Raw genomic sequence first — 13900 nt, forward strand, 5'->3', positions numbered from 1 at the left:
CTAGAGGCCAATTGGTTCGGGATCAAGGCTGAACCGCTGTCGACCGCGTCATTCCGATGCGGCCGCGCAGCATCAGATGCGGGCGTTCAACCGTTCCAGCAAACGGTTCGCGCGGCGAAAGACATAGGCCGGAGCGCTGACGGTGATGTCGTCGGCGCCAAGCCCGTCGAGGTGTTCGACCAGCGCGAAGACCGCCTTTTCCGGACAATGCAGCGTCAGCGGCGCACCCGTTACCGGCGCCCCGAATGGCAAGCGGGCGCCGAAGCGCTCTTCCAGTACGGCCAGTGCATCGGCGGCAAGGTCGAGCCTGGCGCGGACCTCGCGGAGCGTGCGCCCTTCCTCCTCGGCCGCGATCCGCGACAGGATGGTCTTCGCCGCCGCCTTCGCCCGCGCGCCCCAGGGCGCCTGCATCGAGGCGACGAGATTGGCCTCAGACGCCAGCATCACGCCGTCGTCGAGCACTTTCAACGCATTGGCAGAGAGCGTCGCGCCGGTGGTGGTGATATCGACCACGATCTCGGCGGTGCCGGCAGCCGGCGCGCCTTCGGTCGCGCCGAGGCTTTCGACGATGCGGTAATCAGCGAGACCGTGCTCGGCGAAGAAGCGACGGGTCAAGTTCACATATTTCGTCGCGACGCGCAGCTTCTTGCCATGGCGCGCCCGCATCACCGATGCGACATCGTCGAGATCGGCCATGCTGCGCACGTCGATCCAGGCCTGCGGCACGGCGACCACGACATTGGCATGGCCGAAGCCGAGCGGCGTCAACATCTCGACCGCCGCATCGGCATCCGAGAGCTGCTCGCGGACGAGGTCCTCGCCGGTGATGCCGATATGGGCGGCGCCGGAGGAGAGCTGCGCCACGATCTCGGAGGCCGAGAGGAATGCGACCTCAGCCCCATCGACGCCGGCAATGGCGCCGCGATAGTCGCGCTCGCCGCGCGACTTGACGAATTTCAGACCTGCGCGGCCGAAGAAGGCCGTGGCGTTCTCCTGCAGCCGGCCCTTGGAGGGCACGGCAAGGACGAGCGGAGCGTCGTTATCCGGCATCTGGCTCATGCGGCGTCTCCCGTCAGGCGGTCGAGCCAGAGTGAAGCGCCGACAGCAGGAAGTGGCTGGCGCGCGCCGAGACGGCCGAGGACATTGTCATAGCGGCCGCCGCCGGCCACGGGCTTGCCGTCGCCGCGGGCCGTGTCGTGAAGCTCGAAGATGAAGCCGGTGTAGTAGTCGAGGTTGCGGGCGAAACCGGCCGAGAAGCGGATCGCGCCGATATCGACGCCGCGCGCGGCGAGGAAGCCGGTGCGCTCGTCGAAGGCGTCGAGCTGGCGGCCGATATCGAGCGAGGCCTGATCGGCGAGCCCACGCAGCGAGGCGGAAGCCGCATCGGGATCGCCGGAGACGGCGAGCACCTGCGCCAGCAGCGCCTTGACGTCGCCATTCACCGGGTTCTCGCGCTCGGCGGCGCGCGCCAGGAAGCGCTCGGCGATATCGGCGGCGGAACGCCCACCGACGGTCGAGATGCCGGCGATGGAGAGCACGTCCTCGACGAAGGCGCGGGCGGCCTTGGGGTCCTGCCCGTCGAGCGCCTTGAGCAGCCCGGCATGAGCGGCATCGCCCTCGGCGGCGGGCGGATCGAGCGCGTCGACCGCGTCCGCGCCCTTGCCCTGCACCACGGCACGGACAAGACGGCGGCGAGCGCCCTGCGGCACGTTCAGTCCGTCGAGCAATGCGCCGAGCACGGCGACATCGCCCATGACGATGCGCGGCTCGGCGAGGCCGAGCATGGCTGTCGCGTCGATGGTCAGAGCCATGATCTCGGCATCGGCGGCCGTGAAATCATCCCGGCCGAAGGATTCGAGGCCGGCTTGCAGGAACTCGCCCGGCTCACTGGCCCGCATGCGGAAGACGGGGCCGGCATAGGCATAGGCCGCCGGCTCGGTCTTGCCCGAAGCGATGTGATCGAGCGCGACGGGGATGGTGTATTCGGGACGCAGGCACCAGTCGCGGCCATCGGCATCCTGCGTCATGAAGATGCGGCGGCGGATATCCTCGCCGGAGAGATCGAGGAAAACGTCGGCCGGCTGGAGGATCGCCGGCTCGGCATGCGCATAGCCCTCGCCGGCGAAGAGCGCGATCACGGTCTCGATGCTGGCGCGGCTTGCGGGCACGGCTCGTCCTGTCCTGTTGCGAGCGCCGTCCTAGCAGCGATGCGGCGCATTTTCGAGGGATTTGAGGGAAATGGGTGAACGGGAATCGAAAGGCGCCGCCATCGTCATGGTCGGGCTTGTCCCGACCATCCACGTCTTCACCAGGCAGAGGCCGTGTTCAAGACGTGGATGCTCGCCACAAGGGCGAGCATGACGGCAGTGCCTCACGAATGTCGCGCCAGAACCCGCTTCACGCCCTCGACCAGTTCCGCGACCGGCACGGCGAACTGGGCCTCGGCCTGCTTGGCCTTGTGCTCGGCGGAATCCTTGACGTCGCGGCTGGCGGCGGCGAGCTCGGCGCCGAGGATCAGGTCCTTGATGACGACCGTTCCGGCCTCACGCTCGGACGAGCCTTGAATGATCGCGCAGGTCGCGCCGCGGCGGTCGGCATATTTCATCTGGGCGTTGAAGCCGGAACTACCCAGATAGAGATCGGCGCGCAGCAGCGGCTTGCCGTTGGCGTCCTTGGCCTGACGCAGGGCCGAGACCATCGCCTGATAGCCGGGCATGAATTCCGGCGACTTGTTGTCCATTGCCGTGACGACGACGAGCGGCAGCTCATTCTTCGTATCGACGATCGGCGACTTCACCGCCTTCAGAGCCGAGAAGAGCCGTGAGACGCCGATAGAGAAGCCGGTCGCCGGCACCGGCTCGGGCCGGAAGCGGCCCACAAGGCCGTCATAGCGCCCGCCGCCCGCAACCGAGCCGAAGCGCACCACCTGCCCCTCGTCGTTGGTGACCGGGAAGGTCAGCTCCACCTCGTAGACCGGGCCCGTGTAGTATTCGAGACCGCGAACGACGGAAGGGTCGATGATGATGCGGCCGAGATAGCCGGCAGCCGTAATCAGCTCGCGGATCTGCTCCAGTTCCGCGATCCCGGCCTGACCGTTCTCTGCGCCTTCGACGAGGCCGCTGAGATCGGTGAGCGCAGCAGCCGAGAGCTTGGCGGAGCCTTCGTTGTCCTGAGCATTCGTCTTGCCCAGCTCGGCGAGCTTCTGGCCGAGTTCGAGATAGCGCAGGATGCGGTCGGACTGCGCGTCGGAGAGACCGGCGCCCTTGGTGAAGTCGCCGCTTTCGTCCTTGCGGCCTTCGCCGAGGAGCTTGCGGACCTCTTCGAGCGGGAACTTGTCGGCCTTGTCGATCGCGCGCAGCACGGTGAGGCGCGCGACGGGGTCGATGCCAGCCACGTCCATCACGCCGTCGAGCACCTTGCGGTTGTTGACCTTCACGACATAGTCGCCGCGCTTGATGCCGAGCTTCTCCATCGTGTCGGCGGCGAGCATGCAGATCTCCGCATCGCCCGCGACCGTGCCGCTGCCCACGATATCGGCATCGAACTGCATGAACTGGCGGAAGCGGCCCGGGCCCGGCTTCTCGTTGCGGAAGACATAGCCGACGCGATAGCTGCGATAGGGCTTCGGCAGCGCGTCGAAATTCTCGGCGACATAGCGGGCGAGCGGCGCCGTCAGGTCGTAGCGCAGCGAGAGCCACTGCTCGTCATCGTCCTGGAAGGAAAAGACGCCCTCGTTCGGCCGGTCCTGATCCGGCAGGAACTTGCCGAGCGCGTCGGTGTACTCGACGAAGGGTGTCTCGACCGGATCGAAGCCATAGACCGAGAAGCTCTCACGGATGACAGAGAGCATGCGCTCGGTGGCGGCGACATCGGCCGGGCCACGATCGACGAAGCCGCGCGGCTGGCGGGCCTTCAGCTTGGCAGGGGCGGTCTTGTCGGCGGACATGGGCAATTCGTTTCGTACTGTCGGATGGTGTCGGCTTTTGTCGGTCGCGAAACCGGACACGGCCGTTCGGTAGACCGCCGTGACGCAGGGAGCAAGTCACGAGGCGTCATTCTCGGGCGAAGCGAAGCGCAGACCCGAGAATCTCATGACGAGAAGGCACTGGTTTCCGAGATGCTCGGGTCAAGCCCGAGCATGACGCGCTGCTTGGCTACTCTGCCGCCGCCAGCGTTTGTGCCCTGAGCGGCCGATCCTCGATCCCCGCCCGCGCCAGCTTCTCCGGCAGCGGACCACCGGTCGCCCAATCCAGCAGTTCGGCGGTATGCACCACCGGCGTCGTCGCGCCTTTATCCGAAAAACCCTTCGCGAGCTGGGTCATGCAGCCGATATTGCCGGTCGCGACCAGCACCGGCTTGGTCCGTTCGATATTGCCGATCTTGCGCTCGCGCAGCCTCCCCGCGATCTCGGGCTGGAGGATGTTGTAGACGCCGGCCGAGCCGCAGCAGATGTGCCCCTCCGGTACCTCCTTCACCTTGAAGCCGGCGCCCGACAACAGGCGCTTCGGCCCGTCCTTGAGCTGCTGGCCATGCTGCATCGAGCAAGCGGAGTGATAGGCGATCGGCATCGCGACATCGCGAACCGGGGCAAGCTCAATCGTCTCCAGGAACTCGGTGACGTCCTTCGCCAGCGCGGAGACCTTCGCCGCCTTCTGGGCATAATCAGGCTCGTTGCGGAACATGAAGCCGTAATCCTTGATCGTCGTGCCGCAGCCGGAGGCCGTGATCAGGATGGCGTCGAGCCCCTCGCCATCGACCTCCGCCATCCAGGCGTCGATGTTCTTGCGGGCGAAGGCGAGCGCATCGTGTTCCTGGCCCATGTGGTGGACGAGCGCGCCGCAGCAGCCCTCCCCCTTCGGCAGCACGACCTCGACGCCGTGGCGGTTTAGCAGGCGGATCGTCGCCTCGTTGATGGCGGGATCGAGGACCGGCTGGGCGCAGCCGGAGAGCAAGGCGACGCGGCGCTTGCGCTCGACCGGCGGCGGGAAATTCTGCGGGCCTTCCATGGCAGAGCGCGTCGGCAGGCGCGCGGGCGCCAGCGCCAGCATCGCCTTCAGGCGCGAGCCGACGACCGGGAGAACGCCCAGCACCGGCGCGAAGGGTTTTCCGATGAGCGCCATCAGCATCGCCGCGCGGAAGCGCCCGGGATAGGGCAGGATCGCCGCCAGTACCTTGCGCAGCAAACGATCATGCAGGGAGCGCGTATAGGTCTCCTCGATATGGGCGCGGGCGTGGTCGACAAGGTGCATGTAATGCACGCCCGAGGGACAGGTCGTCATGCAGGAGAGGCAGGAGAGGCAGCGGTCGACATGCTTGACCACCTCGGGGGTGGCGGGCTTGCCGTTCTCGAGCATGTCCTTGATCAGGTAGATGCGCCCGCGCGGCGAATCGAGCTCGTCGCCGAGCAGCAGATAGGTCGGGCAGGTCGCGGTGCAGAAGCCGCAATGCACGCAGGTGCGCAGGATCTTCTCCGAGGCCGGCATGCGCGGATCGGAGGCGAGGCGCTCGGGAGTGAAATTGGTCTGCATTGTTCAGGCCCCGCCCTGCCAGGCTTTGATCCAGTCCATCGGCCAGAGCAGCATGATGACGTTGAGGGTGAGGTTGTCGCGGATCAGCCAGCCGACGATCAGCTCCATCGCCAGCGCGCTGGTGACAGTCAGCCACACCGGCGCGAGGCGGGCGATCAGGAAACCCAGCACCATCGAGAGGATGTCGCTGACCGAGTTCAGGACGCTGTCGCCGTAATAGTCGAGCGAGATCGTCGCCGAGCGGTAGTGCTCGATCACGCCATTGGTGTTCTCCGTGATCTCCCAGGCGCCTTCGAGCAGGATCGAGAGCAGGAGCGCGAGGCCGAAGGAGATCGGCAGGCCGGTGATGCGGCGGATCAGCCAGAACAGGCCGTAGAACAGGAAGCCGTGGATGATGTGCGAGAAGCTGTACCAGTCGGCGATGTGCTGGGAGTTCTCGGAGGAGACCACCGTGCCCTGCCAGAACTTGATCGTGCCGCATTTGCAGATCGGCTCGCGGCCCATCCAGAGCAGGATCGCGGCGACGCCCGCGATCAGCAGTGCGGCGACAAGCACGAGCGTCATGGGGCCGAGCCGGTTGGGTGCCCAGCTGGTGCGACTATCGCGGGTTTCGGCGGAAAGCGTGTCAGCGAGCGTCATCAGATCCCCGCATAGATCCGGCCGGGCTCGAAAATGCCGGCAGGATCGAAGCTTTTCTTGATGCCGGCGGTGACCCGCATCAGCGGTTCGGCCAGCGGTTGAAAGACATCGACGGCGGCGCGCACCGCGTCGGGCGCCCGCACCAGCGTGGCATGGCCGCCGAGCGGCTTCAGCGCGGCGCGGATCGCGGCAGCGCCGGCATCGCTGTCGGCCGGAACCGCGAGCCAGACCAACCCGCCGCCCCAATCGTAGAAGCAGCGGGCGCCTGGGACCATGCGGGCGATCGCGGCGGCGGCCTTCGGACCGCTGGTCGGCGCGAGCGAGAGGCGCCAGACCGCCTCATCGCTCCCGGCAAAGAAAGCGGCATCGCGGATATCGCGCCAGAGCTCGGTGGGTGTCGTTCCTTCGAGGCGCTCCGGCACGCCATATTCGCCCAGCAGCAAGGCGAGTTCACTGGCACGGTACTCAATCGAGTCCGAGAAATTCTCCAGGCGAAGCAGGGTCCGCGCCGTGTCACCCGCGAGCCCTGCGGGAAGATGCGCAGTCGCCATCGGCTCGAAGGGCGAGCCCAGTGCCTTCGACAGGAGCGCGACGCCGTCGCTGTCGGACAGGCCGCTCCATTGCAGCGTGACGAGGCGCTCCGGCCGGGGCAGCACGCGGAAGGTGACTTCGGTGAGGAAGCCGAGCGTGCCATGGCTGCCGCTGAGCAGCTTCACCAGATCGAGGCCGGTGACGTTCTTCATCACCCGTCCGCCAGACTTGATCATCTCGCCGCGGCCATTGACGAGGCGGACGCCGATCAGGGAATCGCGGGCGGCACCGGCATTGATCCTGCGCGGGCCGGAGATGTTGCAGGCGGCCACGGCCCCGATCGTCGGCTCGCCTTCGCTGCCATAGAGGGCGCGATGGTCCATCGGCTCGAAGGGCAGCATCTGGCCGCGCTCGGCGAGGGTTTCCTGAACGAGCGCCAGCGGCGTTCCGGCGCGGGCGGCGATGACCATCTCGGCGGGTTCGTAGAGGGTGATGCCGGTGAGACCGGCGCTGGAGAGCGTGCTCGCGGCCTGTGCCGGGCGGCCGAGGCCGGCGCGCGTGCCACCCCCGCGCAAGGTGAGCGGCGTGGCGCTGTCGACGACCGACTTCACGACGGCGCAGGCCTGCGCCTCGGTGGTGGGGGTATGGACGATCATGCTTCACCCTTTGTCATTCCGGGGCTTCGCGCAGCGAAGAACCCGGAACCCACGACTGGGTAAATCCGTTCAAGCCAGCCCGTCATAGAGATCCGTCCATTCGGGATTGATGTCCTCAATCAATTTGATCTTCCAGGCGCGGCGCCATTTCTTCAGTGCCTTCTCCCGATCGATGGCGTCGTGAACCCATTCGAATTCTTCGTACCAGACGAGCCGATCGACATCGTATCGAGAGGTAAAGCCGGCATTCTGCTTCGCCTTGTGCTCTTGAACGCGTCTCGCGAGATCATTGGTGATGCCCAGATAGAGCGTGCCATCCTTCTTTCGGGCGAGAAGATAGACGAAATACGGCATCCCTCTCACCCAGTCGTGGGTTCCGGGTTCTCGCTACGCGAGCCCCGGAATGACAAAGCTCACGCTGCCACCCTGCCTTCCAGCGGGAAGACCTTCGCCGGGTTGAGCAGCCAGCGCTCGTCGAAAACCGCCCTTACCCGCATCTGCTGGGCGAGGTCCTCGGGATTGAACTGGAAGGTCATCAGGTCGCGCTTCTCGATGCCGACGCCGTGCTCGCCGGTGAGGCAGCCGCCGACCTCGACGCAGAGCTTGAGGATGTCCATGCCGGCATCCTCGGCCTTCTGCGCCTCCACGGGATCGTTGCAATTGTAGAGGATCAGCGGATGGAGATTGCCGTCGCCGGCATGGAAGACATTGGCGACGCGCAGGCCATAGCCCTTCACGATCTCGTCCATGCGCTTGAGCACATAGGGCAACTGCCCGGTCGGGATCGTGCCATCCATGCAGATATAATCGGCGATGCGGCCGGTGGCGCCGAAGGCGGATTTACGGCCCTTCCAGATCGCTGCCGCCTCCATCGCCGATTTCGATTCCTTGACCGTCGAGACACCGTGCTCCCTGGCGATCGCGACGATGCGGGCAAGCTGGGCGTCCATCTCGTCGTCCGAGCCTTCGACTTCGATGATCAATAGCGCCTCGACATCCATCGGATAGCCGGCCTTGGCGAAGGCCTCGCAGATCTCGATCGCCGGCTTGTCCATGAACTCCATCGCCACCGGGATGATGCCGGCGCCGATGATGGCGGCGACCGCCGCGCCCGCCTGCTCGCTGGTCGGGAAGCCGAAGAGCACGGGCCGCGCGCCTTCTGCCGTGCGCAGGATGCGTACCGTCGCCTCGGTGATGATGCCGAGCTGGCCTTCCGAGCCGTTGATCAGGCCGAGCAGGTCGTACCCGGGCGAATCGAGATGGGAGCCGCCGATCTCGACGATGCTGCCATCGAGCATGACCATCGTGACGCCGAGCACGTTGTTGGTGGTGACGCCGTATTTCAGGCAATGGGCTCCACCCGAATTCATGCCGATATTGCCGCCGATCGAGCAGGCGAGCTGCGAGGACGGATCAGGCGCATAGAAGAAGCCCTCGGCCGAGACCGCGCCGGTGACCGCGAGATTGGTCACGCCGGCTTCGACCCGCGCGACGCGGTTGGCATAATCGATCTCGAGGATGCGGTTCATCTTGGAGACGCCGATCACGACCGCGTCCTCCTGCGGGATCGCGCCGCCAGCGAGCGAGGTGCCCGAGCCGCGCGGCACCACCGGCACGCCCTCCTCCCGGCAATAGCGCAGGACGGCCGCGACCTCCTGCGTGGTCGAGGGCAGCACGACGGCGAGCGGCATGCGGCGATAGGCGGTCAGCGCATCGGTCTCATAAGGGCGGCGCTCGTCGTCGCTGGTGATCAGCGCCTGCGGCGGGACGAGGCGCGCAAGGCCGGCGATGATCGATTCGCGACGGGCGAGAATGCCGGCATCCGGCACCGGAAAGGCTATCGCGCTCATCTCTCCCTCCACTCTCGACGACTCATCCACACCACTGACAGGGCATTTGTCTGCGCGGCAGATTAGATCAATTCAATGGCACTTGCAGCGCGGCCAAAGCCAGCCATTATTTCCAGATTGGAAAAGGTGGCGTGCCAATGGACCGGTTCGGCGATCTCGACGTGTTCGCACATGTGGTGACGACCAAGAGCATGTCGGCGGCCGGCCGGCAGCTCAACCTGTCGCCGGCCGTGATCTCGAAGCGCATCCGCCGGCTGGAGGAGCGGCTCGGCGTGCGCCTGCTCCAGCGCACGACGCGGCAGCTTGCCCTCACCGAGGCCGGGCAGGGCTTCTACGAGCGCGTCGTCTCGATCCTGTCCTCGATCGAGGAGGCCGAATCCTGGGTGTCGAGCGGGGCCGGACAGGTGCGCGGCACGCTCAGGGTCTCGGCGCCGACCTCCTTCGGCCGGATGCATGTCGCGCCGCATCTCAAGCGCTTCCTCGATGCCAATCCGCTGGTCACGGTCGAGCTCGTGCTGAGCGACGCCTTCGTCGACGTGGTCGGCGAAGGCTTCGACCTGGCGATCCGGATCGCCGACCTGCAGGATTCGAGCCTGGTCGCCAAACGGCTCGCCCCCAACCACCGTGTGCTCTGCGCGACGCCGGGCTATCTGGCGGAGCATGGCATGCCGGCCGATATCGCCGAATTGTCACGCCACACCCTGATCGCCCATAACGCCGACCACTGGCGGCTTGACGGGCCGGAGGGACCGGTCTCGGTCCGGGTCAACGGTCCGCTCCGGACCAATTCGAGCGAAGTCGTGCGCGAGGCGCTGCTCGGCGGCGTCGGTATCGCCCTGCGCTCGACCTGGGATGTCGGGCCGGAACTCAAGTCCGGCGCTCTGCAACGGGTCCTGCCGGCCTATGCCGTCGGCTCGCGCGTCGCGATCTATGCGGTCTATCCGAGCCGCCGGCACATGGAGCAGAAGGTCCGCGCCTTCGTCGACTATCTCGGCGAGCTCTATGGCGCCACGCCTTATTGGGATGCGGGGCTTGCATTGTAAGGCATTGCCCTGCCCCGTGCGGGCGGGGATGCTCCAGACGAAGCTTCAGGGAGATTTGGCATGTTCGGCGTGCTCGAAGGCACGGGGGTTACGGTCCTCGACCCGCGGTTTCATCGCGTCATTCCCGGCTCGGCACGTGTCGAGCGGCTGTGGACCGGCGCGCGCTGGTCGGAAGGGCCGGCCTGGTTCCCGGCCCATAACACGCTGGTCTGGTCGGATATCCCCAACGACCGTATGCTGCGCTACGACGCGCTGAGCGGTCAGGTCGGCACGTTCCGCCAGCCGGCGCGCAATTCCAACGGCAACACGGTCGACCGCGAGGGGCGGCTCGTCACCTGCGAGCATGGCGGACGACAGGTGACGCGGACCGAGCATGACGGGTCAATCACCGTGCTGGCGAGCCATTTCGGCGGCAAGCGCCTGAATTCACCGAACGACGCCGTGGTGAAGTCGGATGGCTCGATCTGGTTCACCGATCCCGATTACGGCATCCTCAGCGACTACGAAGGTGACAAGTCCGCCGGGGAGATCGGCGCCTGCAACGTCTACCGGATCGATGGGCGGACCGGCGAGATCGCGATCGTCGCCGATGATTTCGTCAAGCCCAACGGCCTGGCTTTCTCGCCGGACGAGAGCGTTCTCTACATCGCCGATACCGGCGCGAGCCACGATCCCGAGAACGGCCCGCGGCATATCCGCAGCTTCCGGATGGGGCGGGACGGCATCGCTCTCGGCGAGTCGAAGGTGTTCGCGACCTGCACGGCCGGGCTGTTCGATGGCTTTCGCCTCGACATCGAAGGCCGGATCTGGACCAGCGCCTCCGACGGCGTCCACATCTACCACCCGGACGGAACGCTGGTCGGCAAGCTCGCGATCCCGGAAATCGTCGCGAACGTCTGCTGGGGCGGCCCCAAGCTCAACCGCCTGTTCATCTGCGGCACGACCTCGCTGTATTCGGTGATGACGCATACAAACGGGGCGGTGCGGCCGTCCTAGGGCGTCTCTTCAGACATCCTGCCCGACATAGCTGGCGACGTCGCTCATGCGCTTCAGCGTGCGCCAGTAGATGTCCTCCATCAGGAGATGGGCGAACTCGCCGTTGCGGCCGATGCTGTAGAGACCTGCGACGCCGGTCCTCTCGGCGAAATCCTGACGGCGCTTCTCGTAGCGCGCGAGATAGACCGGATAGGCCAAGGGCGTCTTCAGCATGCCGCCGGCGCCGATATAGCGCCCACGCAGATGCGGGTAGATCCGGCACAGGCCGTCGAGGCAGGCCTGCGCCAGCTTTTCGTCCGACATGGTCCACCAGGCATCGCCGACCTCGCAGCCGATATCGAAGGTCAGTTGCGTGCGCCCCTCCGGCGCGAGCCAGGGCATGGAGAACGGCGCTTCGGTGACACGGAAGAAGGGCTGCGAGCGATCGGGCACCCAGAGCATCGTATCCGGCAGGAGGTTGCGCCCCTCGAAGCGCAGGTTGACGAAGATCATCGGGCGGTAGCGGAAGCCGCCGAGTTCCTCGAGCGCATCGGTGCCCTCGACGAGCCTGGGCAGGACATGGACCGGCGCCGTGCTGATCACGGCGGAGACGCCGATCTCGCGGCCGTTGACCTTGACGGCCGCGACCTTGCCGTTCTCGACGAAGATGCGCTCGACCTTCGATTCCAGCGCGATGCTGTCGCCGAGGCGTGCCACCGTCGGCTCGAGCAGTTTGGCGACGCCGCCTTCCGGATAGACATGGTAGACGCGCGGGCTCTCCGGCATCTCGTGCGAGTAGCCGTTGCAGACCGCGCGGCCCGACAGGCGCGACGCCGCCTTCAGGAGAAAGGTCTTCATCACCCCGGCCGCGAGCTTGTTGCCGACGGCAGGCGAAAGCTCGCTCGCCGGCGCGCCCGACCAGGCCTCGGCGAGCGGGATCGCGACATCCTCGGCGAGCGCCTCGCCATAGGCGTTGCGGAACCAGTCGGCGGCGTTCGCGACCGGCTGCGGTTTCAGGCGCGCGGACACTGCGCTCGCCGCATAACGCGGCGAGAGCGCGAGGCCGAAGGGATAGCTGTAGCTTTTCTGCCCCAGTGCGACCGCCTCGCCGTAATGGCGGACGGTGCGCGAGATCGCGCTCGCTCCCATGGCATCGGCCAGGCGATTGCTGACGAAATGCGCCCCGAAATCGTAGGTGTAACCCTCGGCATCCTTGAAGGAGGAGGCCATGCCGCCGACGGCGCGGCCGCTTTCGAAGACCGTGGCGCGCAAGCCCCGGCGCTCGATGTCGAGGGCGGCGGTCAGGCCGGCAATGCCGGCGCCGACAATCGCGACGGGCTTGGCGAAGCGGCGCCAGACGTTCGGAGCCTGCACGGCGGTGGTCATGGCGGTCGCTCCGCGTCCATCGACCTATGTCGACGGCTCAATATATATCAGGAGCGAATGAATTCGGATTTGCGGAAAAGCCGCAATCGTCGAGCCCGAACATAAGGGATCGTTAAGCCCAGCCCGGCCGCAGATCAGCGCGGCGGCACATTCTTCATGCGGCCCAGGACCAGCGGCATCGCCAGGCCGATGATGACGAAGCGCACGAGGTGATGCGCGCCGACATAGAGCGTATCCAAGCCCATCGCGAAGGCGAGCATCGCCATCGCCTCCAGGCCGCCGGGCGCAAAGGCCGCCATGCCGCTGGCATAGGAGACGCCGGCAAGCCAGGCTGCCGGCCAGGCGAACAGGAAGGCCACGATGATCGAGACGGCGAAGCCGCCGATAGCGAGCGGAAACAGTCCCTTCAGCTCGTTGCGTGGGATATGCGCGATGCGCCCGCCCATGGTCGTGCCGAGCAGGACCTGCACGGCGATCTGGATCGGCATGGGCAACGCGCCCTCAACGAGGCCGCTGCCATGCAGGGCGGCGCTGGCGAAAGTGGCACCGAACATCAGCGGGGCGGAGAGGCCGAGCCGTTCGAAGACCAACCCGAGCGTCAGTCCCGCCATCGTCACGCCGAACATCGTGCCCGCATCGACTTCCTGGACGGCGGGTGTCGGCATGCCGGTGGCGGCGCCGCTCAATTGCATCACGCTGGGCAGAAGCGCGACCAGCACGAGCAGGCGGAAGAGCTGGACGACCGAGATCCGGCCGATATTGGCGCCCTTCGCCTGTGCCACGGCGAGCACGGTCGACAAGGCGCCCGGCGCCGCGGCCAGCAAGGCATCGATCCAGGGCCAGCGCGCGACATGGCGCAGATAGGCGCCGGTCGCGAGCATGATCACCGCGACGCCGACGAGGAGAATGACGAGGGAGGCGGGATAACGCGCCGCCGCCGCCAGCGCCTCGGGCGTCGCCGCCGAGCCGAGGATCGCGCCGGACAGGACCATGGTCGAATCGAACCAGGGCCGGCGCAGGTTCGGCAATGGGCGAATCAGCGCCACCACCGCGCTCAGCAGCATCGAACCGGAGAGCCAGGCGGCGGGCATGCCGAGCAGGGCGAAGGCCCCGCCCCCGACCGCCGCCAGGGCGATGACCAGAATTTCCCGCCAGAGCAGCGTCAGCCGGTTCGAAGGATAGCCGAACGCTTTCATCGCCTTCCCGCCGCGCCGAGGACAGGAGGCGCCGGGCGTTCATGGCGATGGTCCGACGGCGGGTCAACCGACCCGCTGCCCGCCGGGCGCAGGGCG

Annotated in this window: 12 protein-coding genes; 2 read left to right on the plus strand and 10 right to left on the minus strand. The window is 66.8% G+C overall.

What is annotated here, in order from left to right; genetic code table 11:
• Positions 1 to 72: 72 nt before the first annotated feature.
• From hisG to AC1RLU_RS10290, 8 genes are all read right to left on the minus strand, one after another.
• The gene (hisG, locus tag AC1RLU_RS10255) at positions 73 to 1050 is read right to left on the minus strand and encodes an ATP phosphoribosyltransferase (protein WP_492796199.1); all 978 of its coding nucleotides are present in this window, start codon (positions 1048 to 1050) and stop codon (positions 73 to 75) included.
• A gap of 5 nt (positions 1051 to 1055) precedes the next feature.
• The gene (locus AC1RLU_RS10260; protein WP_492795401.1) at positions 1056 to 2168 is read right to left on the minus strand and encodes an ATP phosphoribosyltransferase regulatory subunit; all 1113 of its coding nucleotides are present in this window, start codon (positions 2166 to 2168) and stop codon (positions 1056 to 1058) included.
• 203 nt (positions 2169 to 2371) lie between these two features.
• Complete coding sequence (gene hisS / locus AC1RLU_RS10265; RefSeq protein WP_492795403.1) at positions 2372 to 3946, minus strand: histidine--tRNA ligase; 1575 nt, start codon at positions 3944 to 3946, stop codon at positions 2372 to 2374.
• 208 nt (positions 3947 to 4154) lie between these two features.
• Positions 4155 to 5528: a glycolate oxidase subunit GlcF gene (glcF, locus tag AC1RLU_RS10270; RefSeq protein ID WP_492795405.1), complete on the minus strand. Its 1374-nt coding sequence runs from the start codon at positions 5526 to 5528 to the stop codon at positions 4155 to 4157.
• 3 nt (positions 5529 to 5531) lie between these two features.
• The gene (locus AC1RLU_RS10275) at positions 5532 to 6167 is read right to left on the minus strand and encodes a DUF2585 domain-containing protein (RefSeq protein ID WP_492795407.1); all 636 of its coding nucleotides are present in this window, start codon (positions 6165 to 6167) and stop codon (positions 5532 to 5534) included.
• On the minus strand, positions 6167 to 7354 hold the full coding sequence (gene glcE, locus AC1RLU_RS10280) for a glycolate oxidase subunit GlcE (RefSeq protein WP_113585876.1): 1188 nt from the start codon (positions 7352 to 7354) through the stop codon (positions 6167 to 6169). Before glcE ends, AC1RLU_RS10275 begins: the two co-directional genes overlap by 1 nt.
• A gap of 69 nt (positions 7355 to 7423) precedes the next feature.
• Positions 7424 to 7708: a GIY-YIG nuclease family protein gene (locus AC1RLU_RS10285; protein ID WP_492795409.1), complete on the minus strand. Its 285-nt coding sequence runs from the start codon at positions 7706 to 7708 to the stop codon at positions 7424 to 7426.
• A gap of 59 nt (positions 7709 to 7767) precedes the next feature.
• Entirely contained in the window at positions 7768 to 9204 is a 1437-nt protein-coding gene (locus tag AC1RLU_RS10290; protein WP_492795411.1) for an FAD-binding oxidoreductase, read from the minus strand.
• 137 nt (positions 9205 to 9341) lie between these two features.
• Between AC1RLU_RS10290 and AC1RLU_RS10295 the strand changes: the two genes are divergently transcribed.
• Complete coding sequence (locus AC1RLU_RS10295) at positions 9342 to 10247, plus strand: LysR family transcriptional regulator (protein ID WP_061964624.1); 906 nt, start codon at positions 9342 to 9344, stop codon at positions 10245 to 10247.
• 60 nt (positions 10248 to 10307) lie between these two features.
• Complete coding sequence (locus AC1RLU_RS10300; RefSeq protein WP_492795413.1) at positions 10308 to 11243, plus strand: SMP-30/gluconolactonase/LRE family protein; 936 nt, start codon at positions 10308 to 10310, stop codon at positions 11241 to 11243.
• A gap of 9 nt (positions 11244 to 11252) precedes the next feature.
• Here AC1RLU_RS10300 and AC1RLU_RS10305 read toward each other — a convergent pair whose 3' ends face one another.
• Positions 11253 to 12608: a protoporphyrinogen/coproporphyrinogen oxidase gene (locus tag AC1RLU_RS10305; protein ID WP_492795414.1), complete on the minus strand. Its 1356-nt coding sequence runs from the start codon at positions 12606 to 12608 to the stop codon at positions 11253 to 11255.
• A gap of 134 nt (positions 12609 to 12742) precedes the next feature.
• Positions 12743 to 13804 carry an AbrB family transcriptional regulator gene (locus tag AC1RLU_RS10310; RefSeq protein WP_492795416.1) on the minus strand — a complete coding sequence of 354 codons (1062 nt, stop codon included), beginning with the start codon at positions 13802 to 13804 and terminating at the stop codon, positions 12743 to 12745.
• Positions 13805 to 13900 lie beyond the last annotated feature (96 nt).

This window comes from Allobosea sp. GW822-FHT05A11 (assembly GCF_058800455.1).

Excerpts from the sequence above, each read along its gene's own strand:
- hisG (WP_492796199.1), bottom strand. The coding sequence starts at position 1,050 with ATGCCGGATAACGACGCTCCGCTCGTCCTTGCCGTGCCCTCCAAGGGC.
- hisS (WP_492795403.1), bottom strand. The coding sequence starts at position 3,946 with ATGTCCGCCGACAAGACCGCCCCTGCCAAGCTGAAGGCCCGCCAGCCG.
- glcF (WP_492795405.1), bottom strand. The coding sequence starts at position 5,528 with ATGCAGACCAATTTCACTCCCGAGCGCCTCGCCTCCGATCCGCGCATG.
- AC1RLU_RS10275 (WP_492795407.1), bottom strand. The coding sequence starts at position 6,167 with ATGACGCTCGCTGACACGCTTTCCGCCGAAACCCGCGATAGTCGCACC.
- glcE (WP_113585876.1), bottom strand. The coding sequence starts at position 7,354 with ATGATCGTCCATACCCCCACCACCGAGGCGCAGGCCTGCGCCGTCGTG.
- AC1RLU_RS10285 (WP_492795409.1), bottom strand. The coding sequence starts at position 7,708 with ATGCCGTATTTCGTCTATCTTCTCGCCCGAAAGAAGGATGGCACGCTC.
- AC1RLU_RS10290 (WP_492795411.1), bottom strand. The coding sequence starts at position 9,204 with ATGAGCGCGATAGCCTTTCCGGTGCCGGATGCCGGCATTCTCGCCCGT.
- AC1RLU_RS10295 (WP_061964624.1), top strand. The coding sequence starts at position 9,342 with ATGGACCGGTTCGGCGATCTCGACGTGTTCGCACATGTGGTGACGACC.
- AC1RLU_RS10300 (WP_492795413.1), top strand. The coding sequence starts at position 10,308 with ATGTTCGGCGTGCTCGAAGGCACGGGGGTTACGGTCCTCGACCCGCGG.
- AC1RLU_RS10305 (WP_492795414.1), bottom strand. The coding sequence starts at position 12,608 with ATGACCACCGCCGTGCAGGCTCCGAACGTCTGGCGCCGCTTCGCCAAG.
- AC1RLU_RS10310 (WP_492795416.1), bottom strand. The coding sequence starts at position 13,804 with ATGAAAGCGTTCGGCTATCCTTCGAACCGGCTGACGCTGCTCTGGCGG.